This is a genomic window from Micromonospora sp. NPDC004540 (genome assembly GCF_040610095.1).
GTDB lineage: Bacteria > Actinomycetota > Actinomycetes > Mycobacteriales > Micromonosporaceae > Micromonospora.
Genome location: NZ_JBEXLR010000066.1, coordinates 1 through 26047 on the forward strand (window position 1 = coordinate 1; position 26047 = coordinate 26047).

24 protein-coding genes are annotated in these 26047 nt (G+C 73.8%); 14 read left to right on the forward strand and 10 right to left on the reverse strand.

Going from position 1 to position 26047, the window contains the following annotated elements:
- Positions 1 to 291 precede the first annotated feature (291 nt).
- Positions 292 to 924, forward strand: a complete 633-nt coding sequence (locus tag ABZV78_RS21030; RefSeq protein ID WP_355640923.1) for a VTT domain-containing protein — start codon at positions 292 to 294, stop codon at positions 922 to 924.
- A gap of 9 nt (positions 925 to 933) precedes the next feature.
- Here the strand turns inward: ABZV78_RS21030 and ABZV78_RS21035 are convergent, their stop codons facing one another.
- Positions 934 to 1524, reverse strand: a complete 591-nt coding sequence (locus tag ABZV78_RS21035; RefSeq protein WP_355640924.1) for a CGNR zinc finger domain-containing protein — start codon at positions 1522 to 1524, stop codon at positions 934 to 936.
- Positions 1525 to 1632: 108 nt separating this feature from the next.
- On the opposite strand from ABZV78_RS21035, the gene ABZV78_RS21040 reads away from it, so the two are divergent.
- Entirely contained in the window at positions 1633 to 2892 is a 1260-nt protein-coding gene (locus tag ABZV78_RS21040) for an MFS transporter (protein ID WP_355640926.1), read from the forward strand.
- A gap of 94 nt (positions 2893 to 2986) precedes the next feature.
- A complete protein-coding gene (locus ABZV78_RS21045; protein ID WP_355640928.1) occupies positions 2987 to 3670 on the forward strand; it encodes a DUF998 domain-containing protein in 684 nt (227 codons plus the stop codon).
- Here ABZV78_RS21045 and ABZV78_RS21050 read toward each other — a convergent pair.
- The gene (locus tag ABZV78_RS21050) at positions 3648 to 5051 is read right to left on the reverse strand and encodes an NAD(P)H-quinone dehydrogenase (RefSeq protein WP_355640930.1); all 1404 of its coding nucleotides are present in this window, start codon (positions 5049 to 5051) and stop codon (positions 3648 to 3650) included. The genes ABZV78_RS21045 and ABZV78_RS21050 overlap by 23 nt on opposite strands.
- A gap of 165 nt (positions 5052 to 5216) precedes the next feature.
- Between ABZV78_RS21050 and ABZV78_RS21055 the strand changes: the two genes are divergently transcribed.
- The gene (locus tag ABZV78_RS21055) at positions 5217 to 5672 is read left to right on the forward strand and encodes a gamma-glutamylcyclotransferase (protein ID WP_313723111.1); all 456 of its coding nucleotides are present in this window, start codon (positions 5217 to 5219) and stop codon (positions 5670 to 5672) included.
- Between the two features lie 72 nt (positions 5673 to 5744).
- Here the strand turns inward: ABZV78_RS21055 and ABZV78_RS21060 are convergent, their stop codons facing one another.
- The 4 genes from ABZV78_RS21060 to ABZV78_RS21075 are packed head-to-tail and all read right to left on the reverse strand — an operon-like array spanning position 5745 to position 9111.
- Entirely contained in the window at positions 5745 to 6707 is a 963-nt protein-coding gene (locus ABZV78_RS21060) for a GNAT family N-acetyltransferase (protein WP_355640932.1), read from the reverse strand.
- 42 nt (positions 6708 to 6749) lie between these two features.
- On the reverse strand, positions 6750 to 7490 hold the full coding sequence (locus tag ABZV78_RS21065; RefSeq protein ID WP_355640933.1) for a hypothetical protein: 741 nt from the start codon (positions 7488 to 7490) through the stop codon (positions 6750 to 6752).
- Positions 7491 to 7533: 43 nt separating this feature from the next.
- Positions 7534 to 8475 carry a hypothetical protein gene (locus ABZV78_RS21070; protein WP_355640935.1) on the reverse strand — a complete coding sequence of 314 codons (942 nt, stop codon included), beginning with the start codon at positions 8473 to 8475 and terminating at the stop codon, positions 7534 to 7536.
- Positions 8476 to 8481: 6 nt separating this feature from the next.
- Entirely contained in the window at positions 8482 to 9111 is a 630-nt protein-coding gene (locus tag ABZV78_RS21075; RefSeq protein WP_355640937.1) for an MBL fold metallo-hydrolase, read from the reverse strand.
- A 121-nt stretch (positions 9112 to 9232) separates the two neighbouring features.
- Between ABZV78_RS21075 and ABZV78_RS21080 the strand changes: the two genes are divergently transcribed.
- A complete protein-coding gene (locus ABZV78_RS21080) occupies positions 9233 to 10192 on the forward strand; it encodes a DUF4349 domain-containing protein (protein WP_355640939.1) in 960 nt (319 codons plus the stop codon).
- Here the strand turns inward: ABZV78_RS21080 and ABZV78_RS21085 are convergent.
- Together ABZV78_RS21085 and ABZV78_RS21090 are read right to left on the reverse strand one after the other, a co-directional pair.
- Positions 10149 to 11408: an amidohydrolase gene (locus ABZV78_RS21085; protein ID WP_355640941.1), complete on the reverse strand. Its 1260-nt coding sequence runs from the start codon at positions 11406 to 11408 to the stop codon at positions 10149 to 10151. The genes ABZV78_RS21080 and ABZV78_RS21085 overlap by 44 nt on opposite strands.
- Positions 11409 to 12048: 640 nt before the next feature.
- Positions 12049 to 13632 (reverse strand): methylmalonyl-CoA mutase family protein, encoded by a 1584-nt coding sequence (locus ABZV78_RS21090; protein WP_355640943.1) that lies wholly within the window; start codon positions 13630 to 13632, stop codon positions 12049 to 12051.
- Positions 13633 to 13836: 204 nt separating this feature from the next.
- Between ABZV78_RS21090 and ABZV78_RS21095 the strand changes: the two genes are divergently transcribed.
- Entirely contained in the window at positions 13837 to 15855 is a 2019-nt protein-coding gene (locus ABZV78_RS21095) for a serine/threonine-protein kinase (RefSeq protein WP_355640945.1), read from the forward strand.
- Between the two features lie 48 nt (positions 15856 to 15903).
- Positions 15904 to 17568, forward strand: coding sequence for a phospho-sugar mutase (locus tag ABZV78_RS21100; protein ID WP_355640947.1), 1665 nt, complete (start codon positions 15904 to 15906; stop codon positions 17566 to 17568).
- Positions 17569 to 17671: 103 nt separating this feature from the next.
- Here the strand turns inward: ABZV78_RS21100 and ABZV78_RS21105 are convergent, their stop codons facing one another.
- Both ABZV78_RS21105 and upp read right to left on the reverse strand, forming a co-directional pair.
- Positions 17672 to 18349: a GPP34 family phosphoprotein gene (locus tag ABZV78_RS21105; protein WP_355640949.1), complete on the reverse strand. Its 678-nt coding sequence runs from the start codon at positions 18347 to 18349 to the stop codon at positions 17672 to 17674.
- Positions 18350 to 18494: 145 nt separating this feature from the next.
- Positions 18495 to 19127 (reverse strand): uracil phosphoribosyltransferase, encoded by a 633-nt coding sequence (gene upp / locus ABZV78_RS21110; RefSeq protein ID WP_355640950.1) that lies wholly within the window; start codon positions 19125 to 19127, stop codon positions 18495 to 18497.
- A gap of 137 nt (positions 19128 to 19264) precedes the next feature.
- Between upp and deoC the strand changes: the two genes are divergently transcribed.
- From deoC to ABZV78_RS21145, 7 genes are all read left to right on the forward strand, one after another.
- Entirely contained in the window at positions 19265 to 20224 is a 960-nt protein-coding gene (gene deoC, locus ABZV78_RS21115; RefSeq protein WP_355640952.1) for a deoxyribose-phosphate aldolase, read from the forward strand.
- Between the two features lie 5 nt (positions 20225 to 20229).
- A complete protein-coding gene (locus tag ABZV78_RS21120; protein ID WP_355640954.1) occupies positions 20230 to 21660 on the forward strand; it encodes an aldehyde dehydrogenase family protein in 1431 nt (476 codons plus the stop codon).
- Positions 21653 to 22477, forward strand: coding sequence for an aldehyde dehydrogenase family protein (locus ABZV78_RS21125; protein WP_355640956.1), 825 nt, complete (start codon positions 21653 to 21655; stop codon positions 22475 to 22477). The genes ABZV78_RS21120 and ABZV78_RS21125 overlap by 8 nt, the downstream gene beginning before the upstream one ends.
- 145 nt (positions 22478 to 22622) lie before the next feature.
- A complete protein-coding gene (locus ABZV78_RS21130) occupies positions 22623 to 23270 on the forward strand; it encodes a hypothetical protein (protein WP_355640958.1) in 648 nt (215 codons plus the stop codon).
- Between the two features lie 48 nt (positions 23271 to 23318).
- On the forward strand, positions 23319 to 23777 hold the full coding sequence (locus tag ABZV78_RS21135) for a BlaI/MecI/CopY family transcriptional regulator (protein ID WP_355640960.1): 459 nt from the start codon (positions 23319 to 23321) through the stop codon (positions 23775 to 23777).
- Between the two features lie 10 nt (positions 23778 to 23787).
- The gene (locus tag ABZV78_RS21140) at positions 23788 to 24693 is read left to right on the forward strand and encodes a M56 family metallopeptidase (protein ID WP_355640962.1); all 906 of its coding nucleotides are present in this window, start codon (positions 23788 to 23790) and stop codon (positions 24691 to 24693) included.
- Between the two features lie 99 nt (positions 24694 to 24792).
- The gene (locus tag ABZV78_RS21145; RefSeq protein ID WP_355640964.1) at positions 24793 to 26040 is read left to right on the forward strand and encodes a cytochrome ubiquinol oxidase subunit I; all 1248 of its coding nucleotides are present in this window, start codon (positions 24793 to 24795) and stop codon (positions 26038 to 26040) included.
- The last annotated feature ends 7 nt before the right edge of the window (positions 26041 to 26047 follow it).

The window sequence follows — 26047 nt, forward strand, 5'->3', positions numbered from 1 at the left end:
GCCGGCACGGGACCTGCCGGCGACCCGCGGCGGCCCGTCCGTCGGGAACGGGGGACCCGACGTCTCCGGAGCCGCGCGCCGACAACGGTACGCCGCGGACCGGCGATCCGCCGCCCGCCCCCGCGGTCGGCGCCGCTATCGCAGTTCGTCACATTCGGCGGCGCTGCATCGTTGAACACCGGTGGCCTGCCGGTGTCGCCGGTCACCGCCGGGCAGGGCTCCTCGCGGTGACGCGGGACACGGCGTCAGGCTCGGTGCGGTCGAACGGGGAACTCCGGCGAGGTGGCGGTCGTGGCCGAACTCATCTCTGACGTCGCGTCGCCCACCTGGGCGTACGCGGTGCTGCTCACCCTGCTGGTGGCCGACGCCTTCGTGCCGGTGGTGCCGACCCAGGTCGTCATGATCACCAGTGGGGCGTTGACCGTCTACGGCGGGCTCAACCTGCCGCTGACCATCGCGGTCGGGGCGCTCGGCGTCTTCGCCGGTGACCTGGCCTGCTACGTGCTGGGCCGCACCGCGCCGGCCCGCCGCGAGCCGCGACACGCGACGCCGGGCCGGGCCCGCCGGGCCGCCGCCCGGGTCACCCGGGGGTTACGCGAGCCGGGGCCGCTGGTGATCCTGCTCTGCCGCTTCGTGCCCGGGGGCCGGATGGCGGCCTGCTTCTCGGCCGGACGCAGCCGCTACCCGTACCGCCTCTTCGTCCTCTACGAGGCCGCGGCGGCCACCTGCTGGGCCGCGTACGGCACACTCGTCGGCCACCTCGGCGGCGCCGCGCTGACCGAGTCGGTGTGGCGGCTGCTGCTGATCGGCGGGGCGGCGGCCGCCGGGTTCGCGGCGGCCGGCTGGGCCATGACGGTGATCGGCGCCCGCCACTCCCGCACCGAGGCCGAGGCGACCCTCGAGGAACCGACGGCCGCTTCCTGATCGGATGAGTCAGGGCCGCAGGCTCTTCGCCTTCTGCCGGGCGTAGTAGGCGCGGGCGCGGTTGCGGTCGCCGCAGTCCTTCGTGTTGCACCAGCGGCGGTTCCGCCGCGGTGACGTGTCGAGATAGACCCAGCCGCACTTGACGTCTTCGCACTGGTGGAGACGGTCGAGGTCGGCGCGCTGGGTGAGCGCCACGAGCCCGCGGACGATGCGATCGCGGGGCAGGCGGAGGTCGGTTTCCCGGTCTCGCCACTGCCAGCGGTCGCCCATTCGGACCAGGTCGGCCGCGCCTATCGCCGCCCGGTACATGTCGGCGAGGCCCGCGGCGGCCGCGGGGTCATCCTCGAAGAGAGCCGCGTAGGCCCTCTCGCGGGCCTCGACGACCTGTCGCCGCTCCCGCTCGGCCCGAGCGTCGTCCCGGCCGGCGAGATCGCGCAGGGCCACGGCCTCCTCCTCGCTGACCAGATCGGATTCGACGCACCAGTCGACGACGTCGGAGAAGGTCCTCAGGTGCTCGATGCGTTCGCGCCCGCCGAGGCGCCAGCCGACCGTGTTCACCAGGTCGAGCATGCGGTCGCCCGCGATGTGGCCGAACCTCACCGGCGGCTCCTCTCATGGCTGAACCCAGTATTGCATGTGAGACCGCTCCACTGACATGCTCATTCCAAATCAGCCAATCACCCATGAGAAACCACCGGGAGACCGATCGTGCCTGCCGCCGCCCCACGCGGACCGTTCGCCGCACTGTGGGCGTCCCAAGCGTTCTCGAACCTCGCCGACGGGCTGCTGCAGGCCGCGGCGCCGCTGCTCGTCGCCACGCTGACCCGGGACCCGCTCGTGGTGGCGGGCATGACGGTGGTGCAGTTCCTGCCCTGGCTGATCGCCACCCTCCCCGCCGGCGCGCTGGCCGACCGGGTGGACCGCCGTCGGATCCTCACCGCCGGCAACTGGCTGCGCGCGGCCGGCTTCGCGCTGCTCGCCGTGACCCTGGCGAACGGATGGCACCACGTCGCGCTGCTCTACGCCGCGGTGTTCCTGGCCGGTTGCGCCGAGACGATGGTCGACAACGCCGCCCTGGCCATCCCGCCCCGTCTCCTGCCCCGCGAGCAGCTCGAGCGCGCCAACGGCCGGTTGTTCGCGACACAGTCCGTGATCAACACCTTCATCGGCCCGCCGGCCGGCGCGGCGTTGTTCGCGCTGGCGGCGGCAGCGGCCTTCTACACCGGCGCGGCCGCGTTCGCTCTGGCCGGCCTGGCGGCTCTGCTGCTGCCCGCGCTGCGCCCCACCGGTGAGGAACAGGAGCGCCGCCGCTCGACCCCGACCAGCATCACCCAGGACATCCGCACCGGATGGGCCCACTTCTGGCGCCACGACCTGCTGCGCCGGGTCGCGTTCATCTCGGCGGCGATCAACTTCTTCGGCTCGGCCACCGGCGGATTGCTCGTCCTGCTGATCACCGGCCTGTACCAGCTGCCCATGTCGCGCTACGGCCTGTTCGTCGCCGTTCCCGCCGCCGGTGCGATCGTCGGCTCACTGCTCGCCGAACACGTCGTGCCCCGCATCGGCGGCGGCCCCACGACCTGGCTCGCCGCACTCACCCCGGCCGCCAGCTACGCCATCCTCGGCCTGGGCCACCACACACCCCTCGCCCTCGCCGGCATGTTCTGCGCCGCCGTGGCCAGCTCGCTGAACCAGATCGTCGTGAGCACCCTGCGCCAGGCAGCGGTCCCCGACGAACTCCTCGGCCGCGTCACCGCCGCCTACCGCCTGATCGTCCTGGGTGTGGTCCCCCTCGGTGCGCTCGCCGGCGGCCTTCTCGGACGCGGCGTAGGGATCCGCGCCACCTTCGTCGCGGCGGCCCTCGGCCTCGTGCTCGCCGCGCTCCCGCTCGCCTCCCGGGTCACCACCCGAGCCCTCCGTGACGCCGAGACGACCCGGCACCGGAAAGAGCTCCAGCCCGCGCCCTGACTCCACGGTCGGGTACATCTAGGGGGCGACCCCGGTATCGAAGTAGGTGGTGGTCCCCGATCCGTTTCGGGCGGTTCCGGCGACAGGCTGAGGCATGCCTGGAACCCGGAACAGCGGCCTGCTGGCCCTCGGCGGGATCGCCCTGGCGGCGGTGCTCGCCATCCTCGGTCACCTCGAGGTGAGCGACGACCTGAACCCCTGGTCGCTGACCGTCAGCGACTTCGCCGTCTCCGACCGGGGCGGCGTCATCGACACGGCCATGGGGGTGCTGGCGGCGGCCACCGTCGTACTCCTGCCGGCGTTGCGCCGGGTCGGCGCCGGCCGGCCCGCGAATGCGCTGCTGGTGGCCTGGTCGGCCGGCCTGCTGGCCGCCGCGGTGGTGCCCACCAACGAGCCGGGGCTGCCCATGGACACCGCCGCCTACCTGCACCGGTACGCCTCGGTGGTGGCCTTCCTGGCCCTGCCGGTCGCCGGCTGGCTGCTGGCCCGGCGGCTCGGCGGCCGGGCCGCGGGTTGGCTGCGCGGGCTCGCCCTGACCAGCCTGCTGCTGGCCACGACGATGATCTGGTCCGCCTACCCCGGCGACCGGCTGCTGATCGGCCTCGCCGAACGCCTGCTCATCCTCGCCGAGGCCGCCCTGCTCGCGGTCGTCGCGGCCACGCTGGTGCGGCGCCGGATCGGCGAGGTGGCGGTGCCCCGAGGCTGGGAACACCGCCACCTCGCCGAGGTGGCGGTGCCCGCCCGGGAGCGCGTGGTCACTCCAGCTCGTGGAGCATGAGCTGGCGGGCGGCCTCGGTGATCGAGCCCGACAGGCTCGGGTAGATCGTGATGGTCTGGGCCAGCTCGTTGACGGTGAGGTTGTTCTCCACCGCCATGGTGATCGGCAGGATCAGCTCGCTGGCCTTCGGCGCCACCACCACGCCGCCGATGACCTGGCCGCTGGCCGGCCGGCAGAAGAGCTTGACGAACCCGTCGGCCAGGTCGTCCATCTTCGCCCGGGCGTTGCCGGAGAGCGGCAGCATCACCTGGCGGGCCGGGACCTTGCCGGCGTCCACCTCGTCCTGCGAGACGCCGACGGTGGCCAGCTCCGGGTCGGTGAAGACGTTCGCCGCGACGGTACGCAGCCGCAGCGGCCGGACGGCCTCGCCGAGCGCATGCCACATCGCGATCCGGCCCTGCATGGCGGCGACGCTGGCCAGCGGCAGCACCCCGGTGCAGTCGCCCGCCGCGTAGATGCCGGGGACGTTGGTCCGGGAGACCCGGTCGACCGTGACGTAGCCGCCCCGGGCCAGCTCGACGCCGTACTCGGCGAGGCCCAGGTCGGCGGTGTTGGGGATCGAGCCGACCGCGATCAGCGCGTGCGAGCCGGCCACCACCCGGCCGTCGGCGAGCACCACCTCGACGCCGTCGCCGATCCGGCGGACCGCCTCGGCCCGGGAGTTGTTGAGGATGGTCATGCCCCGGTTGCGGAAGACCCGCTCGATCGCCGAGGCGGCGTCGGCGTCCTCGTGCGGCATGACCCGGTCCCGGCTGGAGACCAGGGTGACGTCGACCCCCATGGCCAGGTAGGCGCTGGCGAACTCGGCGCCGGTCACGCCGGAGCCGACCACGATCAGGTGCTCGGGCAGCTCCGGCAGGTCGTACACCTGGCGCCAGGTCAGGATGCGCTCGCCGTCGGGCACCGCGGTGGGGAGCTGGCGCGGGGTGGCGCCGGTGGCGATCAGCACGGTGGTGGCGGCGATCGAGTATTCCGCGCCGCCGTCGGCCGGGGTGACGATCACCCGGTGGGTGTGCCCGAGGGTGTCCTCGCCGAGCCGGGCGGTGCCGGCGACGAACTCGACCCCGGCCTTGACCAGCTTCGCGTGGATGTCGGCGGACTGGGCCAGGGCGAGCCGCTTGACCCGCTCGTGCACCGCCGGGGCGTCGACGGTGACCGCCTCCAGCCCGTCGGAGTGCACGCCGAACTCCTCGGTGTCCCGGTAGCCGGTGACCACCTCGGAGCTGGCGATGAAGGTCTTGGACGGCACGCAGTCGGAGAGCACGCAGGCGCCGCCGGCACCCTCCGCCTCGACCACGGTGACATCAGCGTCCAGCTGGGCGGCGACCAGCGCCGCCTCGTACCCGGCCGGACCCCCGCCGATGATCACGATCTGGCTCACGGAGCCATCCTTTCGTTCGCGACTGCGGGGCTCCGCTCCGCTGCGCTCCTCGCGCTCACCGCGCTCGCCCCCGATCAATGCTCACAGTGACTTTCTTCTCCCCGTCGCGTTCGACACGCACCGTCGTATTCTCCCCCACCGTCCGGCCGGGCTATCGTCATCGCCGTGCGTCTTTACGCCGCTTACGGCTCAAACCTGGACCCCGCTCGCATGCGTGCCTACTGCCCGCATTCGCCGATGGTGGGTACCGGCTGGCTGGAGGGGTGGCGGCTCACCTTCGCGGGCGAGGACGTCATCGGCTGGGAGGGCTCGGTCAGCACAGTGGTCGAGTCGCCGGGCGACCGGGTCTTCGTGGCGCTCTACGACATCCACCCGTACGACGCGGCGCAGCTCGACGAGATCGAGGGCGTGACCTCGGCGACGTACCGGAAGCTGACCGTCCGCGTCTCGACGCTGGACGGGGACGTGACCGCCTGGGTCTACGTCTTCGACGGGTACGAGGGCGGCCTGCCGACGTCGTGGTACCTGTCGGAGATCGCGAACGCGGCGGAGAAGGCGGGCGCGCCGGACGACTACGTCACCGAGCTGCGGTCCCGCCCCACCGGCACCGCGTCCGCGTAGCGCGTCTCCCACGCCTCCAGTCTGCTCCGGCCGGTTCCCCGGCCGGGCGGCGACCCCGCGCCGGGTCGCGTATCACACACCCGCGGCGGGCACGCTCCGCTCGTACATGTCGGTCCAGCGCGCCTCGACCAGACCGACCGAGCGGTAGAGGGTGACCGGGGTGGTCGGGTTGGCCAGGTCGACGCCGAGACCGGCCTCGGCCCGGCCCTTGGCCGCGTAGACGGCGAAGGCCCGGCGCAGCAGCGCCGCCCCCACCCCGCGCCGCCGGTACGCGGGCAGCACGGACAGCGTCCGGACCCAGCCCATGTCCTGGTCGAGCGCCTGGTCGGAGGACTGGAGGGCACCGGCCGGCTCGCCGTCGACCTCGGCCACGAACCACTCGTCCCACACCTTGCCGTACGAGGGAAGCTGCTCGCGCCACGCGTCGAAGTCGACGGGCTCGTAGTCCGGGGTGTCCCGGAACGCGGTGTCGAAGATCCGGTGGAACAGCCGCAGGTCGTCCTCGTCGTCGGTGCGCAACGGCCGCACGGTCACCCCGGCCGGGGGCGCCGGCTCGGCGGGCAGGTCGGCCAGCGAGCGGGTCATCCGGATGTAGCGCTTGAGGCGGGTGAAACCGGCCTCGACCAGCTCCTCCGCCCATCGGGTCTCCGGGGCGAAGACGCCGGTACGGGCGGTGAGGGCGGGCAGGCCGCGCTCGGCGGCCCGCTCGGCGACCCGGTCGAGCAGCCGGGCCAGCAGCGGGGCGCGCAGGTCGGCGCCGCGCTCGGGGTCCACCAGGACGTCCACCCACTCCCGGCCCACCCCGGTCGGGTTGCTCAGGATCGTCCAGGCGACCGCGGTCCCGTCCGGGTCGGTGACCAGCCAGGAGTCCCGGGCCGGATCGACGAAGGGCGCGGTCAGGGCGTCGCGGACGTCCTCCGCGTCGAAGTCGGGGTAGCCGACCGCGAAGGTGTCGGCGGCGTGCACCACCGCCAGGATCGCGGGCACGTCGTCGAGGGTGGGGCGGCGGGCCGTCCAGCCGGCGGGAATCGTCACGCGGCAGATCCTGACAGCCGCCCCGGCGACCGCGCTCCCCATTTATCCGCCGCGGACGTGCAGCCGCGCGGCGGTGAGCAGGGTGAGCAGTTCCGCGCCCTCGCCGGGGCCGAGCGCCCGGAACGCCGGGGAGACCAGCCGGTCGGTCACCGCCTCGGCCCAGAGCCGCCGGCGCACGAGCGGCCCCACCGGCGGGTACGGCGGGGACCAGCCGCACGCGGCGGCCCCGGCGTCCCCCTCCGGCCCGGCCAGCACCGCCTCCAGCGGGGTCATCCCGGCGGCCCGCACCGCCAGCAGGTAGGCCCCGACGAAGTGCTCGCGGAGCAGCAGCAGCGCGACCGCCGCCCGGGCGCCCGGCGCGGGGTCGTCGACCGGCATGGCCCGCCAGGCGGCGAAGAGCGGCATCCCGCTGCCGTCCGCCGCGTCGACCGCCCGGCGCAGCAGCGCGGCGAGGCGGGACGCCTCCGGGGCGTCGCCCAGGTTGGTCGCGCCCCACCGGCAGCACTCGGCCAGGTTCGCGCCCGCCACCTCCAGCGGCGGGACGGCCCGCACGGCGGCGTCCCAGCCGTCGGCGACCGCCTCCGGGGCGATGAAGCCGAGCGCGGCGGCCACCGTCTCGGCGCGTACGTCACCGAGCGCGCCGGCCCGGCCGGTGATGTAGAAGGCCCAGCCGGAGATGCCGAGCAGCCGGGCCCGGCGCAGCGTCGACGGGCAGCGGGAGAACGCCTCCCCGAGCTCCAGCACCAGCGGCTTGCTGGCGGCGGCGACCTGCTCCGGGGTCATCGGCGGCACCCCACCGGCCGTCCACCGTGGTCATCCATCACGGTCAGTCTGCCTCCGGGCCACCTTCCGCGGCATCCCCCTCTTCGGCGTCCAGCGCCTCCAACGCGGCCTCCACCTCGCCGGTGCGTCGGCGGGCGGCGGTGAGCGACCGCTCCGCGCCGCGACGAGCCAGCTTGGCCCGGCTCAGCTCCTGCTCGGCGACGGCCCGGCGGCGTTCCAGCTCGGCCAGCTCGGTCTCGATCCGGTCCAGCGTCGCCACGCCGTCCCGTTCCGCGTCGGCGGCCCCGGTCAGCTCCGCCTCGGCCCGCTCCTGGTCGCCGCGGGCCTTCGCCAGCTCCCGTTCCACGGCCCGGCGGCGCTTCGCCCGCTCGGCCCGGGCCGCCCGCTCGGCGGCCCGCTCGTCGCGCGTCCGCCGGGCCTCGGCCCGCTCGGCCGCCCGGTCCGGTACGGCGGGTTCCTCCTCGCCGCCGCCGGTGACCAGCCGCAGCTGCGGCCGGGGCACCTCGCCGAAGCCGGCGTAGTGGGTGGCCCGCAGCAGCCGGCCGGCGCGAACCTGCTCGGCCACCTCGGTGTCGGAGAGCGCGGCGTTCAGCGTCGCCTCCACCTCACCGAGCGGCAGCTTCGCGACCGGCGGGGCGCCCGGTTCGGTGGCGGCCAGCTTGCGCACCTCGGCGACCAGCGCGCCCACCACGGCCCGGCGCTGCGCGGACAGCTCGCGGAGCCGGCCGCCGCGCAGCTCACGCTGGGCGGAGCGGAGCGACTCGGCGAGCTGCGCCAGGTCGGCGACCAGTTCGGGGCGGCGGATGGCCAGCAGGTTGACCAGCCAGGCGGCGACGGTGGGCCGGCGCAGCTTGCCGATCTCCCGGGCGGCCTTCGGGTCGCCGGCCCGGCGCGCCTCGTTGACGGCGGCGTCCCGGGCCGCGACGAACCGGTCCGGCGGCGTCGCGTAGAGCCGCTGGACCAGGTCGGGGGGTGGACCGGCCATGCCCGCTCAGGAGTCGATTCGGGTGCCCGGTTCGAGCCGCCGGTAGTCGGTCTTCGACAGCGCCGTGTACTGCCGGTCGAGCACGCCGAAGCCGTTGTCGTTGAGCAGCGCGTCGTGCAGCGCGTAGGCCCGCCGCGGCGCGACCGCCCGGATGAAGTCGACCACCTCGGAGAACTTCGACCAGGGCGCGTGGATCGGGGCGAAGAGGGTGTCCACCTGGACCTCGTCGGGGACGACGAGCGCGTCCCCCGGGTGGTAGACCACGTCGTTGAACAGGTAGCCCAGGTTCTGGACGACCGGGATGTCGGGGTGGATGACGGCGTGCTGGCCGCCGTACGCGCGGACCGCCACGCCGGCCGCGGTGAACGACTCGCCCGGGGTGACCACGGTCAGCGCCTCGGCCGCGTCACCGAGCACCCCGGCGAGCGAGGCGGGACCGAGGACCGGGACGGGCCGCTTGTCCAGCGCCCGGGTCAGCGCCTCGACGTTCACGTGGTCCGGGTGCTCGTGCGTGATCAGCACCGCGTCCACCCCGTCCAGCGCCTCGGGTTCGCTGTAGACACCGGGGTCCACGACCAGCACTCCCCCGTCGTGCTCCAGCCGGAGGCAGGAGTGGGCGTACTTGGTGACCTGCATCGTGACTCCTCGATTATCGAATCGTGACGTCCTCAGCGCAGTCTGCCGGAACCGGCGCGGTGTCGCGCCGCGTCCGACGTATCGGTCCCGCACCGGGGCCGTCAAGGATCGGAGCGGGGACATGAGGATACGGGACAGCCGCCGCCGGGGCCGGGTGCTCGCGGCGGCCGGGCTGCTGGTGGTGCTGGGCGCCGGGGCCTGCAGCGCGGGCGACGGGGGAGGCGACAACGCGGGCACGGCCGCGCAGCCGCAGTCGGTGGCGGGCGGGGCGGCGGACAAGGACCGGGCGGCGCCGGCCCAGTCGGGTGCGGGCGGCGCGGACCTGCGGGTCGACCAGCGGGCGATCATCTACACCGGAACGCTCCAGGTGCGGGTGGACGACGTGGAGCGGGCGGCCCGCGAGGCGAGCACGGCGGCGACGGCGGCGGGCGGCTTCGTCGGCGGCGACCAGCGCAACAGCGACTCGGCGGACGCCCGGGCCGAGCTGACCCTCCGGGTGCCGGCGGACCGGTTCACGAGTGTCCTGGAGGCGCTGGCCAAGCTCGGCAAGCAGGAGCGGCGCGAGGTGCGGACCGAGGACGTCACCGAGGAGACCGTGGACCTGGACGCCCGGATCGCCACCCAGCGCGCCCGGGTGGACAGCGCCCGCCGGCTGCTGGCCCGGGCCACCTCGATCGGCGACCTGGTGACCCTGGAGAACGAGGTGGGCCGCCGGGAGGCGGACCTGGCCTCGTTGGAGGCGAAGAAGCGCCGGCTCGCCGACCTGACCGCGCTCTCCACCGTCACGGTGACCTTCGTCGGCCCGGAGGCCGTGGCCGCCGGGGACGAGGAGGACCTCGGCTTCCTGACCGGGCTGCGGGGCGGCTGGTCGGCGTTCCTGGGCTCGTTGCGGGTGGCGCTCACCGTGCTGGGCGCGGTGCTGCCGTTCGCGGTGGCGATCGGCGTGCCGGTGGCGCTGGTGGTGGCCCTGGCCCGCCGCCGCGGGCGCCGTACCCCGCCGGCCGGCCCGGCGCTGCCGGAACCGGCCGGTCCGGTCCCTAGCGGGCCGCCGCCAGTGCCCGCAGCGCGGTCTGGACCATGAGGCGTACGCCGACCGGGATGGCGCGCTCGTCCACGTCGAACGAGGCCCGGTGCAGGTCCACGTTGGGCCCGTTCCGGCCGACGCCGAGGCGGGCGAGTGCGCCGGGCACGTGCTCCAGGTACCAGGAGAAGTCCTCGCCGCCCATGCTCTGCGGGGTCTCCGCGATGCCCTCCGGCCCGAGCGCGGCCGCGGTGGCGGCGGTCAGCACGCCGATGGCCCGGGCGTCGTTGGTGACCGGCGGCCGGCCGCGCAGGTATTCCAGGTCGACGGTGGCGCCGGTGGGGGCGAGCACGTCCCGCACCACCTGAGCCACGATCTTCGGGGCCTGGTCCCAGGTGTCCCGGTCCATCACCCGCAGGGTGCCGGCCGCGCAGGCCTCGGAGGGGATGACGTTGTAGCGGGTGCCGGCCGAGGCGTGGCCGAACACCAGCAGCAGCCCGCTGTTGGCCGGTACCCGGCGGCTCACCAGGGTCGGCACCTCGGTGACCAGCCGGCCGAGCGCGTCGACCAGGTCGACGGTCAGGTGCGGGCGGGCGGTGTGCCCGCCGGGGCCGGTGAGCCGGACGGTGACGTTGTCGGCGGCGGCGGTGATCGGGCCGACCCGCAGGCCGACCTTGCCGACCGGCAGGTTCGGGTCGCAGTGCACCGCGAAGATCTGCACCACGTCGTCCAGGCCGCCGGCCTCGATGACCTCCAGCGACCCGCAGGGCAGGATCTCCTCGGCGGGCTGGAAGATGAGCCGCACCCGGCCGTCGAGCTGGCCGAGGTCGGCGAGCTGGGCGAGCAGCATGCCCACGCCGAGCATCACGCTGGTGTGCACGTCGTGCCCGCAGGCGTGGCAGACGCCGTCCACGGTGGACCGGTACGGCACGTCCTTCGGGTCGGTCAGCGGCAGCGCGTCGATGTCGGCGCGGAGCGCGATCACCGGGCCGTCCGGGCGCCCGTCGATGTCGCAGATGACCCCGTTGCCCTTCGGCAGCAGGCGCGGCTTCAGCCCGGCGAGGGAGAGCTCGCGGTGGACCAGGGCGGCCGTCTCGAACTCCTCGCCCGACAGCTCCGGGTGGGAGTGGATGTGACGGCGGGTGGCGATGAGGCCGGGTACCCGCAGCGCGAGCAGATGGTCGAGCTCGAAAGGCAGGGGCTGGGACCCGGTCGGCGCCTCCGGCCAGGACGACGCCAGCTGGCTGCCTGACGGCAGCGTCAACGCACTCGTCACGTCGAATTCTCGATCACTAGAGATGGATGGATCATCGGGGAGAACAGCAGACAGCCTAGACCTCCGGCGGTGACGCTGCGCAACATCTTTCGCGTAGCGGTCGGACCGCGCAGCGTCACGAATGCCCTGGTGAGAGGGCCCGAATATCAGCGGGACAGCAGGTAGATCGCGGTCGAACCCCGTCATCTGCCCCACACCTCCTACAACGCGTAACCGATTCAACGGTCACCAAATCCGGGCCGTCGTTCCGAATTGTCGCATTAGTCGCGGCAATTAACTGCCGCTCGGACAATTGCGCCACAACGGTCGGCTGTCGAACGACTCCCGACGGTGACATGCGGGTCCTGAGTGCGACCGCACAGGCTGTCCGTCCGGATCACCCGACCGGGTTACCCGTATTCCGGATCCGCACACGCGGGCCGGTCACGGCCACGCTGCCCGATCGACCGGGAGCGGCGTCCGGGCGGCGTCGCCCGGGGAGGATCCGCACCGAGCCGTCACCGCCCCCGCCGCGTGCGGGGAGACCATCGACTGTACGCCGCCGCGGGGCGTTCGCCCAGGTCAGCACCACGGTCGGGAAAGCGACGGCGGCCCGGGCCGGACACCGCGGAGGTGCCGGCGGGGCCGCCGTCGGATCGACTCAGAACCGGTCGCTCGGCCGGTGGATCCCCCACACGTCACGCAGCGTCCCGCACACCTCGCCGACGGTGGCCCGGGCGCGCAGCGCGTCCTTCATCGGGTAGAGCACGTTGGCGTCTCCCTCGGCCGCGGCCCGCAGCTCGGCCAGGGCGCGCTCGACCGCACCGGAGTCCCGCTGGGCGCGCAGCTTGGCCAGCCGCTCCGCCTGGCCGACCTCGATCGTCGGGTCCACCCGCAGCGGCTCGTACGGCTCCTCCTCGTCGATCTGGAACCGGTTGAGGCCGACCACCACCCGCTCGCCCGAATCGATCTCCTGGGCGATCCGGTACGCGGACTGCTCGATCTCCCGCTTCTGGAAGCCCGCCTCGATGGCGTCCACCGCCGAACCGTGGTCGAAGACCCGCTGCATCAGCTCGTCGGCGGCCGTCTCCAGCTCGGCGGTCATCGCCTCCACCACGTACGACCCGGCGAACGGGTCGACGGTGGCGGTCAGGTCCGTCTCGTACGCCAGCACCTGCTGGGTGCGCAGGGCCAGCCGGGCCGCCTTCTCGGTGGGCAGCGCGATCGCCTCGTCGAAGCTGTTGGTGTGCAGCGACTGGGTGCCGCCGAGCACCGCGCCGAGGCCCTGGACGGCCACCCGGACCAGGTTCACCTCCGGCTGCTGGGCGGTGAGCTGCACGCCCGCGGTCTGGGTGTGGAACCGCAGCATCATCGACTTCGGGTTCTTCGCCCCGAACTCGTCGCGCATCAGCCGGGCCCAGATGCGCCGGGCCGCCCGGAACTTGGCGACCTCCTCCAGCAGCGTGGTGCGGGCCACGAAGAAGAACGACAACCGGGGCGCGAAGTCGTCCACGGCCAGCCCGGCGGCGAGCGCCGCCCGGACGTACTCCACGCCGTTGGCCAGGGTGAACGCGATCTCCTGTGCGGGCGACGCGCCGGCCTCGGCCATGTGGTAGCCGGAGATGGAGATGGTGTTCCACTTCGGCACCTCGGCACGGCAGTACGCGAAGGTGTCGGCGACCAGCCGCAGCGAGGGCTTCGGCGGGAAGATGTACGTCCCCCGGGCGATGTACTCCTTGAGGATGTCGTTCTGGATGGTGCCGTTGAGCGCCGACCCCGGCACCCCGGACTCCTCGGCCACGAGCTGGTAGAGCAGGAGCAGCACCGAGCCGGGGGCATTGATGGTCATCGAGGTGGAGACCTTGTCCAGCGGGATGCCGTCGAAGAGCGTCCGCATGTCCTCGATGGAGTCGATGGCGACCCCGACCTTGCCCACCTCGCCGTGCGCGATCGGGTCGTCGGAGTCGTAGCCCATCTGGGTGGGCAGGTCGAAGGCGACGGAGAGGCCCATGGTGCCGGCCCGCAGCAACTGGTGGTAGCGCGCGTTGCTCTCCGTGGCGGTGCCGAAGCCGGCGTACTGCCGCATGGTCCACGGCCGGGAGGTGTACATCGTCGGGTAGACCCCGCGGGTGTACGGGTACTCGCCCGGGCCGCCCAGCCGGGAGTCCAGGTCCTCCGGAAGGTCGGCCGCCGTGTAGACGCCCTTGATCGGGAAACCCGACTCGCTTGACCGCGCTTCGCTCATTACCGGATGGTAGGACGCGGCCGCCGATCGTTGGGTGAGGGATACCGCACACGTGACGGCGCGCATCGACCGGAGGTGAGTACCTGGCCACATACCGTCGAGTAGGTAAACGTCCGCCGCGTCGGGTTTCGCATCGGGCGTCGGAACCAGCAAGATAGAGGGGTTGTGTCCCAGCCCCCTCGATATCCCCCCGGTGGCTTTTCTGTGACTCAGATCCCGACGTGGAGCGGCGGACCGATCAGTCCCCCCACTGGACGCGCAGCACCCGGCACCACCATCGGTGGCCGCTACTCGCTGCGCTCGCCGGTGGGCAACGGCGGCATGGGCACGGTCTGGCGTGCGACAGACACGCTGCTGCGCCGCGACGTGGCGGTGAAGGAGGTCGTCCTCCCGCCGGGGCTCGCCCCCAGCGACCGCGACGCGCTGTACGAGCGGACCCTCCGCGAGGCCCGCGCCGCCGCCGCGATCCAGCACCCCGCCGTGGTCCAGGTGTACGACGTGGTCACCGAGGGTGGCCGGCCGTGGATCGTGATGGAGCTGCTGGACGCCCGCAGCCTGGCCGACATGGTGATCGAGGACGGGCCGGTCGCGCCCCGCGCGGTTGCCAAGATCGGCATCGCCCTGCTCGGCGCGCTGGAGGTGGCGCACGCGATCAGCGTGCTGCACCGCGACGTGAAGCCGGCCAACGTGCTCATCTGCTCCGACGGCCGGTGCGTGCTGACCGACTTCGGCGTGGCCCGGATGCCCACCGACGTGCAGCTCACCACGCCCGGCATGGTGCTCGGCTCGCCGCACTTCATCTCCCCCGAGCGGGCCATGGGCCAGGATTTCGGCCCGCCCAGCGACCTCTTCTCGCTCGGCGTGACGCTCTACACCGCCGTGGAGGGGCGTCCCCCGTTCGACAAGGGCGACCCGATCGAGACCATGCACGCGGTGGTCGAGGACCCGCCCGCCACCCCGCAGCGCAGCGGCCCGCTGACCCGGGTGCTCATGGGCCTGCTGGAGAAGGACCCGGCCCGCCGGCTGGACGTGCACACCGCCCGGGCCATGCTGCGCGAGTTGCTCGCCGGCCCGCTGACCAGCACCGCCACCGCGGTCAACTCGGTCACCGACCCCTATGCCGTGGTGCCGGTGCAGCGGCCGTCGACGCCGCCGGCGATCATCACGCCCGAGCCGAAGCCGAGCGGCCAGATCGGTGGCCGGGCGATGATCGGGCCCGGTGAGTCGCTGACCGACCGGCTCGCCGCCCTGCGCCGCGGCGAGCGGCCCGCAGCCGCGGCGGGCGGCGCCGCGCTCGACGAGACCAGCGCCGACGCGCTGGCCGGCCCGCTGCACACCCCCACCGGGGCGATGTCCGGGCCGGGCGCGGGCCCGGAGGCCACCCAGCGCATCTCGCCGGACGCCACCCAGCGGCTCGGCCACACCGCGACGCCGGACGCCACCCAGCGGGTGCCTGCCGGCCACCCGGACGCCACCCAGCCGGTCTACGGCCGCGGCGCCGACGCCACCCAGCCGGTGTACGGCGGCAACCAGTGGTCCGTGCCCGGCACCGGCCAGCCCTGGGCGACCAGCCCCGCGCCGGCCGGCGGCGGCACGCTAGGCGGGGCCAAGGGCGTCGTCGGCCGGGTGAAGGGCTGGCCGCGCAAGGTCCAGCTCGCCGCCGCCGGTGGGGTGGCCGTGCTGCTCCTGGTCGGCGTGATCGCGCTGACCAGCGGCGGCGACGACGCGCCCCCGCCGATCGTGGGCACGCTGCCCTCGACGTCCGCCGAGGCCCCGCCGGTGGAGATGCAGGCGCAGTCCGTCAAGGGCGTCAACATCCAGGTGCCGAAGGGCTGGGACCGCAAGACCGGTGGCGTCTTCGTCGACTTCGTCGACCCCGAGACCGAGGGCCGCAAGGTGCGCGTCCTCGCCGAGGAGTGGAACGGGACCTCGGTCAGCTGGGCCGAGTTCGCCTCCCGCAACCTGCGGGACAAGAGCAAGTCGTGCGCCAAGCCCTACGAGCAGCTGGCGATGACCGAGCCGACGGTGGCCGGCAAGGCGGCCGCGGAGTTCGAATACACCTGCGGCGACGGCGATGCGAAGCGACACGGCATGTGGCGCGGCGTCGTGCAGGACGGCAAGGTCTACTCGTTCTACCTGACCGCCAACGAGCCCGACTTCGCCGCGAGCAAGCCGATCTTCGAGGCGATGGCCCGCTCGTTCCAGCTCACCGGGGCCAACTGAGTCGAGGCCGACGGCCAGTGGTGATCCGCCGCCGTGCTTTCATGAGGCATGGCGGCGGAAACCACTGACCTTGACGACCTTCGCGCCCGGGCCGAGCGCTGGCTCGACGACGACCCGGACCCGGCCGACCGCGACGAGCTGCGCAGAGTCCTCGCCGGGCTGCCGGGCAGCGCGCCCGAGCTGGCCGACCGGTTCGCCGGTCCGCTGACCTTCGGCACCGCCGGGCTGCGCGGCCCGCTGCGCGCCGGCCCGAACGGGATGAACCTCGCGGTGGTCACCCAGGCCGCCGCCGGGCTGGTCGGCTGGCTCGCCGACCAGGGCGGCGAGGGCCCGCTGGTGATCGGGTACGACGCCCGGCACGGCTCGCGGGCCTTCGCCGAGCGCACCGCCCAGGTGGCCACCGGCGCGGGTCGGCCGGCACTGCTGCTGCCCCGCCCGCTGCCCACCCCGGTGCTGGCCTTCGCGGTGCGGCACCTCGGCGCGGTGGCCGGGGTGATGGTCACCGCCAGCCACAACCCGCCGCAGGACAACGGCTACAAGGTCTACCTGGGTGCGCAGCTCGGCGGGGAGCTGGGCGCGGGCGCGCAGATCGTGCCGCCGGCCGACGCCGGCATCGAGGCGGCCATCCGGGCGGTCGGCCCGCTGGCCGAGGTGCCGCTCGGCCCGCCCGGCCAGGTGCTCGGCGACGACCTGGTCACCGGGTACGTCGAGCGGGCCGCCGCGGTGGTCGACCCGGCCGGCCCGCGGGACCTGAAGGTGGCGTACACGCCGCTGCACGGGGTGGGCGCCGCGGTGCTGACCGCCGCGTTCGCCCGGGCCGGTTTCGCGACGCCCGGCGTGGTGCCCGAGCAGGCCGAGCCGGACCCGGCCTTCCCGACGGTCAGCTTCCCCAACCCGGAGGAGCCGGGCGCGGTGGACAAGCTGGTCGCGCTGGCCGGCAGCACCGGCGCGGACGTCGCCATCGCCAACGACCCGGACGCGGACCGGTGCGCGGTGGCCGTTCCGGCGGACGGGAGCTGGCGGATGCTGCGCGGGGACGAGGTGGGCGCCCTGCTCGCCGACCACCTGATGCGGCGCGGGGTGACCGGCCTCTACGCCACCACGATCGTCTCCTCGACCCTGCTCCGGGCCATGGCCGCGGCCCGGGGCCTGCCCTACGACGAGACGCTGACCGGGTTCAAGTGGATCGTCCGGGCCGGTGGCGGCCGGGAGCCGCTGGTCTTCGGCTACGAGGAGGCGCTCGGCTACTGCGTCGCGCCGGAGCACGTGCGCGACAAGGACGGCATCACCGCCGCGCTGACCGTGGCCGAGCTGGCCGCCGGCCTCAAGGCCGAGGGCCGGACGCTGAGCGACCGGCTGGACGAGTTGGCCGCCGAGTTCGGCGTGCACCACACCGACCAGCTCTCGGTCCGGGTGGAGGACCTGCGGGTGATCGCCGACGCGATGTCCCGGATCCGCGCGGCCACCCCGACCGTGCTGCTCGGGCACCCGGTCACCGAGGCGTCCGACCTGCTGCCCGGGGCGGATGTGGTGATCCTGCGGACCGACGCCGCCCGGGTGGTCATCCGCCCCTCCGGCACCGAGCCGAAGCTCAAGGCGTACCTGGAGGTGGTGGAGCCGGTGACGGACGGCGATGTCCCCGCGGCCCGCCGCCGCGCCCACGCCGCGGTCACGGAACTCCGCGGAGAGATCGCCGCCGCCCTCGGCCTCTGACCCGCGCCTGCTCTGCGGTGATCATGAAGTTAGCGGCGGAGAGAGCGGTTGCCGACGCCGCTAACTTCATGATCAACGGGCGGTGGCGGTGGGGCGGGGGCGGTCAGGGGCGCTTGCCCAGGGCGGCGTCGATCGCTTGCGCCAGGGCGGCGATGACCAGGCTGACCGAGGGGCGGACGACGCTGTCGTCCAGGCTCACCGTGCCGGAGAAGCCGGCGCCGGCGGCGATCTCCTCCAGGCGCTTGCCGGCGTCGGTGGCGGCGGTGCCGGTCAGGCCGAGCGCCGGCTCCATCCGCAGCACCGCGACCAGGGTGGCGAGCGCGGCGGTCCGCTCGTCGGGGAGCTGCCCGACGGTCAGCGCGTCGGCCAGCCGCTGCCGGATGTCGGCCTCGACCGAGGCGTCCGCGACCGGGTAGCGGTGCACGTGGATGAAGCCCAGCTCGGTCTCGTCGACGTCCCGCACCACGCCCCGGCCGCAGAGGTCGCCGAGGATCCGGTCGCGCAGGCCGTGCCGCAGCCGCTGCACCCACGAGGACGGGGTGTGCGGGGTGTCGGCGGCGATCCGGGCGAGGACCTCGTCGGCGATCGGCTCGCCGGTCGGCGCCGGGTCGAGCACCGCCAGGTTGCCGTCGGCGAAGGCGATCCGGCCGGCCAGGGCCAGCTCGACCAGCACCGCGGCGGCCATGCCCAGGTCCAGGCTGATCCGCGGCATGGTCGCCTTGCCGGTTTCGTCGTCATAGGCGAGCAGCAGCAGCTCTTCGGCGAGCGCAACACCAGTCATGGCCCGGAACGCTAGCGCCTCCCCGCACGCCGGGGGAGCCAACGCGCCCGCCGCGCGTCGATCATGGAGCTGTGGTGCCGGATTGCGGGCGGTAGGTGAGGCTTGTCCGCTGCCACAACTCCATGATCGACGGGGCTGGGGTGCGTTAGAAGCGGGGCATGCCGCCGAACTGGCGGTCCCCGGCGTCGCCGAGGCCCGGGACGATGAACATCCGGTCGTTGAGGCCCTCGTCGATCGCGGCGGTGACCAGGCGCAACGGCAGCCCGGAACGCTCCAGCCGCTCGATGCCGACCGGCGCGGCCAGCACGCAGAGCACCGTGATGTCGGTGCAGCCGCGGTCGGCGAGCAGCCGGCAGCAGTGCTCCAGCGAGCCGCCGGTGGCCAGCATCGGGTCGAGCACCAGCACCGGCAGGCCGGCGAGGTCCCGGGGCAGCGACTCCATGTACGCGCGCGGCTCGTACGTCTCCTCGTCGCGGGCCAGGCCGACGAAGCCCATCGACGACTCGGGGAGCAGCCCGAGCGCGGCGTCGGCCATGCCGAGACCGGCCCGCAGCACCGGTACCAGCAGCGGCGGGTTCGCGAGCCGGGTGCCCTCGGTGGCGGTGACCGGGGTCTGCACCGGGTACTTCTCGACGGGGAACGAGCGCGCGGCCTCGTACACCAGCATGGTGGTGAGTTCGTGCAGCGCGGCCCGGAACGACGCCGAGTCGGTCCGGGCGTCTCGCATGGCGGTCAGCCGCGCCTGGGCGAGCGGGTGGTCAATGACGTGTACGTCCACGATCGCTCAACCTACCGGTCCCGGGGCGGGCGCACCGCAGGTGCGGGCGGACCAGCGACGCCGCTCACGTGCGGCACCCGCCGACCGCACCGGCGTGACCAAGATCACCCGACGCGCGGGTGCGTAGTATTCGAGGCATGACGGCGACAGCGACGTCGGCCCGGTCGGAGCTCTCCGAGCTGGGACGATCCGAGACCGCTCTGCGGACCTTCCTGCACGGCCTGCCCGGCGTGGACCAGGTCGGCGCGGAGCAGCGGGCGGCACAGCTCGGCACCCGCTCCATCAAGACCACGGCCAAGGCCCAGGCCATCGACCTGGCGATCCGGATGGTCGACCTGACCACCCTCGAGGGGGCCGACACCCCCGGCAAGGTGCGGGCCCTGGCCGCCAAGGCGCTGCGCCCCGACCCGGCCGACCCGTCCTGCCCGCACGTCGGCGCGGTCTGCGTCTACCCGGCGATGGTCCCGTACGTGGCCGAGGTGCTGCGCGGCTCCGGCGTGCACCTGGCCAGCGTGGCGACCGCCTTCCCCTCGGGTCAGGCCCCCCTGGAGATCAAGCTCGCCGACACCCGGGCGGCCGTCGAGGCCGGCGCCGACGAGATCGACATGGTGATCAACCGGGGCGCCTTCCTGGCCGGCCGCTACAAGGAGGTCTACGACGAGATCGTGGCCACCAAGGAGGCCTGCGGGGACGCCCACCTCAAGGTGATCCTGGAGACCGGCGAGCTGGCCACCTACGACAACGTGCGCCGGGCGTCCTGGCTGGCCATGCTGGCGGGCGGCGACTTCATCAAGACCTCCACCGGCAAGGTCCCGGTCGCGGCCACCCCGCCGGTGACCCTGGTGATGCTGGAGGCGGTCCGCGACTTCCGCGCCGCCACCGGGCGGCAGGTCGGCGTGAAGCCGGCCGGCGGCATCAAGAACACCAAGGACGCGATCAAGTACCTGGTCATGGTCAACGAGACCGTCGGCGCCGACTGGCTGGACCCGGACTGGTTCCGGTTCGGCGCGTCCAGCCTCCTGAACGACCTGCTCATGCAGCGCACCAAGCTGACTACCGGCGTCTACGCCGGCCCCGACTACTTCACCCTGGACTGAGCGCGATGTTCGAATACGCACCCGCCCCCGAGTCGCGCTCGGTGGTGGACATCAAGCCCTCGTACGGGCTCTTCGTCGACGGGAAGTTCGTCGACCCGACCGACGGCGGCAGCTTCAAGTCGATCAACCCGGCCTCCGAGGAGGTGCTGGCCGAGATCGCCGAGGCCGGCAGCCAGGACGTGGACCGCGCGGTCCGCGCCGCCCGCGAGGCGTACGAGAAGGTCTGGGGTCCGATGCCGGGCCGCGACCGGGCCAAGTACCTGTACCGGATCGCCCGGATCATCCAGGAGCGCTCCCGCGAGCTGGCCGTGCTGGAGTCGCTGGACAACGGCAAGCCGATCAAGGAGTCCCGCGACGTCGACGTGCCCCTGGTCGCCGCGCACTTCTTCTACTACGCCGGCTGGGCCGACAAGCTGGAGCACGCCGGCTTCGGCCCGAACCCGCGCCCGCTCGGCGTCGCCGCGCAGGTCATCCCGTGGAACTTCCCGCTGCTCATGCTGGCGTGGAAGATCGCGCCGGCGCTCGCCGCCGGCAACACGGTGGTGCTGAAGCCGGCCGAGACCACCCCGCTGACCGCGCTGCTCTTCGCCGAGATCTGCCAGCAGGCCGACCTGCCGGCCGGCGTGGTCAACATCGTCACCGGCGCCGGCGAGACCGGCCGGGCGCTGGTCGAGCACCCGGGCGTGGACAAGGTCGCCTTCACCGGCTCCACCGAGGTGGGCAAGGCCATCGCCCGGGCCGTCGCCGGCACGCGCAAGAAGCTCACCCTGGAGCTGGGCGGCAAGGCCGCCAACATCGTCTTCGACGACGCCCCGGTCGACCAGGCCGTCGAGGGCATCGTCAACGGCATCTTCTTCAACCAGGGGCACGTCTGCTGCGCCGGCTCCCGGCTGCTGGTCCAGGAGTCGGTCGCCGACCGGGTGCTGGAGTCGCTGAAGCGGCGGATGGCGCAGCTCCGGGTCGGCGACCCGCTGGACAAGAACACCGACATCGGCGCCATCAACTCGGCCGCCCAGCTGTCCCGGATCCGGGAGCTGTCGGAGGCCGGCGCGGCCGAGGGCGCCGAGCGCTGGTCGCCGCCGTGCGAGCTGCCCGACCGCGGCTTCTGGTTCGCGCCGACCATCTTCACCGGGGTCACCCAGGCGCACCGGATCGCCCGCGAGGAGATCTTCGGCCCGGTGCTGTCCGTCCTGACCTTCCGCACCCCGGCCGAGGCCGTGGAGAAGGCCAACAACACGCCGTACGGGCTGTCGGCCGGGATCTGGACCGACAAGGGCTCCCGGATCCTGTGGATGGCCGACCGGCTGCGCGCCGGCGTGGTCTGGGCGAACACGTTCAACAAGTTCGACCCCACCTCGCCGTTCGGCGGCTACAAGGAGTCGGGCTACGGTCGCGAGGGCGGCCGGCACGGGCTGGAGGCGTACCTCAATGTCTGAGCGGGTCGCGGTACGCAAGACGTACAAGCTCTTCATCGGCGGGAAGTTCCCGCGCAGCGAGTCGGGACGGTCGTATCTCGTGCAGGACTCCAACGTGTCGCTGGCCTCCCGCAAGGACGCGCGGGACGCGGTGGTCGCCGCCCGGGCCGCCGTGAAGGGCTGGGCCGGGGCGACCGCGTACAACCGCGGTCAGATCCTCTACCGGGTCGCCGAGATGCTGGAGGGCCGGCGCGACCAGTTCGTCGCCCTCGGCGCGTCCGCCCAGGAGGTCGACGCGGCCATCGACCGTTGGGTCTGGTACGCCGGCTGGTCCGACAAGCTCCCCCAGGTCTACGGCGGCGCGAACCCGGTGGCCGGGCCGTACTTCAACCTCTCGGCGCCGGAGCCGACCGGCGTGGTGGCCGTGGTGGCCCCGGAGTCCCCGGCGCTGCTCGGCCTGGTCAGCGTGATCGCTCCGGCGATCGTGACCGGCAACACCGTGGTGGTGGCCGCCTCCCCGGCGGCGCCGCTGGCGGCGGTGACCCTGGCCGAGGTGTTGGCCACCTCCGACCTGCCGGGCGGGGTGGTGAACATCCTCACCGGCCGGCTGTCGGAGACCGTGCCGACGCTGGCCGCGCACATGGACGTCAACGCCATCGACCTGACCGGGGTCGCCGACGCCGAGCTGGCCGCCGAGCTGGAGGTCAAGGCCGCGGAGAACCTCAAGCGGGTGCTCCGGCCGGCACCGGCCGACCACGACTGGTTCGCCGACCCGGGTCTCGCCCGGATGACCACCCTCCTGGAGACCAAGACCGTCTGGCACCCCAAGGGCGTCTGACCCCCGTCGCTCCCGGCCGGAGTGGCCGCCCTCCGGGACGGCCACTCCTGCCGTTTCCGGCCTCGCCGACGGCGCGATCTCGCCGAGCCGGTGTCGGCCATGTCCCGGCGCCGGCCGGGTGCGGGGCTGCCCTACCCTCCTGGGCGTGATCAACCCCTTTCCGGCCACCGAGAGTCGGGCCGCGCGCATCCTGCTGAGCCTGCTGGCCCTCGCGGTCGCCACGGCCGGCACGGTCTGGCTGGTCGACCTCTCCGGTGCCGTCGCCGGGGCCCGGGCGGCGCAGCGACACTGGCACCCGCACGGCTACGCCCAGATCCTGTTCTTCCTGCTCGCGGTGCCGATCGGCACGCTCCTGCACACGCCGTCGGCCGCCGCCGCCGGGCTGCCGGTCCGGCGGGCGTGGGCCACCGCCGGGGTGCTCCTGTGCTACGGGGTGCTGGTCGCCGCGGCGGCCTGGGCGGTCGCCCCGCTCGCCCCGGCCCACGTCGGCGGCGGCCGGCGCGACCCGTCCGGCCTGTACCCCGCCTGGCTCGCCTGCGTGCTGCTGTCCGTGGCGGTGCTCGCGTGCGCCGGCGGGCTCTTCGTCCGGCCCACCCGGCGCGAGGACCCGCTCGACTTCACCCCGCCCTCGGCCCGCCGCCGGGCCGGTGCGGCGGCCCGCACCGAGCCGGCCGAACCGCGCCGCCGGATCAGCGGGGCGCTGTTCACCACGGGCGTCTTCGCCTGGGTGATCGGGACTCCGCTGCTGATCCTGCTCCTGCTCCGCGGGCTGGCCGGCTGGGCGATCGGCTAGTGCACGCCGGCCTGCGGGGCCACCTACTACGCGAGGTAGGATTACCGGGTGACTCGGCTCGGTGATCTCGAACGTGCGGTGATGGACGTGCTGTGGGACTCGGTCCCCGCCACGTCGGACGGCGTGACCGTGCGCGAGGTCGCCGACGCCCTCGACGGGCGGGAGCTGGCCTACACGACGGTGATGACCGTGCTCGACCGGCTCGCCGGCAAGGGCATGGTGCAGCGCGAACGCGAGGGGCGGGCCTGGCGCTACCGGCCCGCGGCCACCCGTGAGGCGCACATCGCCCAGCTCATGCTCGACGCCCTCGACCTCGGCGGCAGCCGGGACGCCGCGCTGGTGCGCTTCGCCCGCTCGGTCACCGGCACCGAGGCGGAGGTGCTGCGCGCGGCGCTCGGCGCCGAGGCCGGCCTGACCGGCGCCGCGCCGGCCGAGGCCGGGCTGACCGACCGGGTCGAGGACCCGCGGGCCGGCGGCCCGACGCTCGACGAGGCGACGGACCGGTAGGGCGGCCGCCGTGGCGTACGCCCTGCACTTCGCCGCGACCATCCTGGCCTGCTGGCTGACCGCGCAGGTCCTGGCCGCCGCGCGGTGGACCTGGCAGGCCCCGCGGGTGGCGATCGTCTGCTGGCAGGCGGTCGGGCTGGCGCTCGGCCTCTCGGCCATGGGGCTGCCCATGGCGCTCGGCCTGACCGCGTACGGGCTGCCGACCGGGAGCGCGCTGCTGGCCCTCGCCGACGACCTGGCCCACGGCACCCTGCCCGTCGGGCTGGGCGCGCCGCACCTCGGTCTCGTCGGGGTCGGCTTCGGCATCGGCGCGGTGCTGCTCACCACCACCGTGCGCAGCATCCACGGCACGGTACGCGCCCAGCGCCGGCACCGGGACCTGCTCAGCCTGGTCGCCCGGCGGGACCCGACGGTGCCCGGCGCGCTGGTGCTCGACCACCCGAGCGCGGCGGCCTACTGCCTGCCCGGGGTGAAGCCCCGGGTGGTGGTGAGCGCCGGCACGCTCAGCCTGCTCGACCGGGCCGAGCTGGCGGCGGTGCTCACCCACGAGCGGGCGCACGCCCAGGAGCGGCACGATCTGGTGCTGCTGCCGTTCACCGCGCTCTGCCGCGCGCTGCCCTGGTTCCGCTGGGTGCGGGACGCGCACGAGCGGGTGGCGCTGCTGGTCGAGATGCGCGCCGACGACAAAGCCCGTGAGCTGCACGCCGAGGCGCCGCTGGCCGGGGCGCTGCGCCGGTTCGCCGCCGCCGGGCACCGGGTCACCCCGGCCGGCACGCTCGGCCTGGGCGACCGCGACCTCGACGTACGGGTGCAGCGGCTCATGGTCGCGGACCGGCCGCCGCGGGTGCTCGGCGCCACCGCGCTGTCCGTCGCGACCCTGCTGGTCGCCCTGCCGATCTCCCTCTTCCTGAGCTGACCGACCGGAAGCCGCCCCGGAGCCGCCTCGGGCCGCATAGGTAGCGAGCCTACGTGTAGGCTCACTATGACAAGCGAGTCAACCCGTGGGAGAACGGCCATGGATCCCCTGCTCCTCGCCCGCCTGCAGTTCGCCACCACCACCTCGATCCACTTTCTCTTCGTGGTGGTCACCCTCGGCCTGGTCACCCTGCTGGTCGGCCTGCAGACCGCCGGCTACGTCACCGGCAAGCCGGTCTACCAGCGGCTGACCCGCTTCTGGGGCCAGCTCTACGTGATCAACTACGTGCTCGGCATCGCCACCGGGATCGTGATGGAGTTCCAGTTCGGGCTGAACTGGAGCGGCCTGTCGCGCTACGTGGGCAACGTGTTCGGGGCGCCGTTGGCCATCGAGACGCTGGTCGCCTTCTTCCTGGAGTCCACGTTCCTCGGGATGTGGATCTTCGGCTGGCACCGGCTGCGGCGTGGCGTCCACCTGGCGTTGCTCTGGGGCGTCGCGCTCACCGCGTACGCCTCGGCCTTCTGGATCATGGTGGCCAACGCGTGGCTCCAGCACCCGGTCGGCTACGAGGTCCGCGACGGAGTCGCCCACCTCACCGACTTCGGCGCGCTGCTCACCAACCCGACCCTCGGCTTCGCCTTCGGTCACGTGGTCTCGGCCGCCCTCGTCACCGGCGGGACGCTGATGGCCGCGATCAGCGCCTGGCACCTGATCCGGCGTACCCCGGACTTCCTGCTCTTCCGGAAGTCGCTGCGGCTCGGCCTGATCACCGCGGCGCTCGCGGTGACCACGCTCCAGGGCTTCGGCTTCGCGCAGTTCGGCCCGGTCGGCGAACTCCAGCCGACCAAGTTCGGCGGCGGGGCCGACCGCGACGCGCTGGTCGCCGACTGGACGGCGCGGTTCGGCCCGGGCGACTACGCGCCGCCGGTGCTGTCCAACGTCGGCCTGGGCTTCATGATCCTCATCGGCTTCACGCTGGGCTGCGTCTGGTTCCTGCTGCCGCTGCTCTGGCGGGACTGGATCATCCGGCTGAAGTTCCCGCTCTGGCTGGTGCTGCTCGCCGTGCCGCTGCCCTTCGTCGCGGTGATCCTCGGCTGGATCGCCCGCGAGGTGGGGCGCCAGCCCTGGGTCGCCTACGGGCTGCTGCCGACCGGGCAGGCCGTCTCGCCGGTGAGCACCGGGCTGATGCTCACCTCGCTGATCGGCTTCACCCTGCTGCTCGGCACCCTCGCCGTCACCAACTGGGTGCTGCTGGCCCGGCACGCCGCCCGGGGCGCACACGACCCCGCGCTCGGCCGGCCGCCCGCGCCGGACACCGACCACCACCCCCACCCCGTGTTCGCCTGAGGGAGCC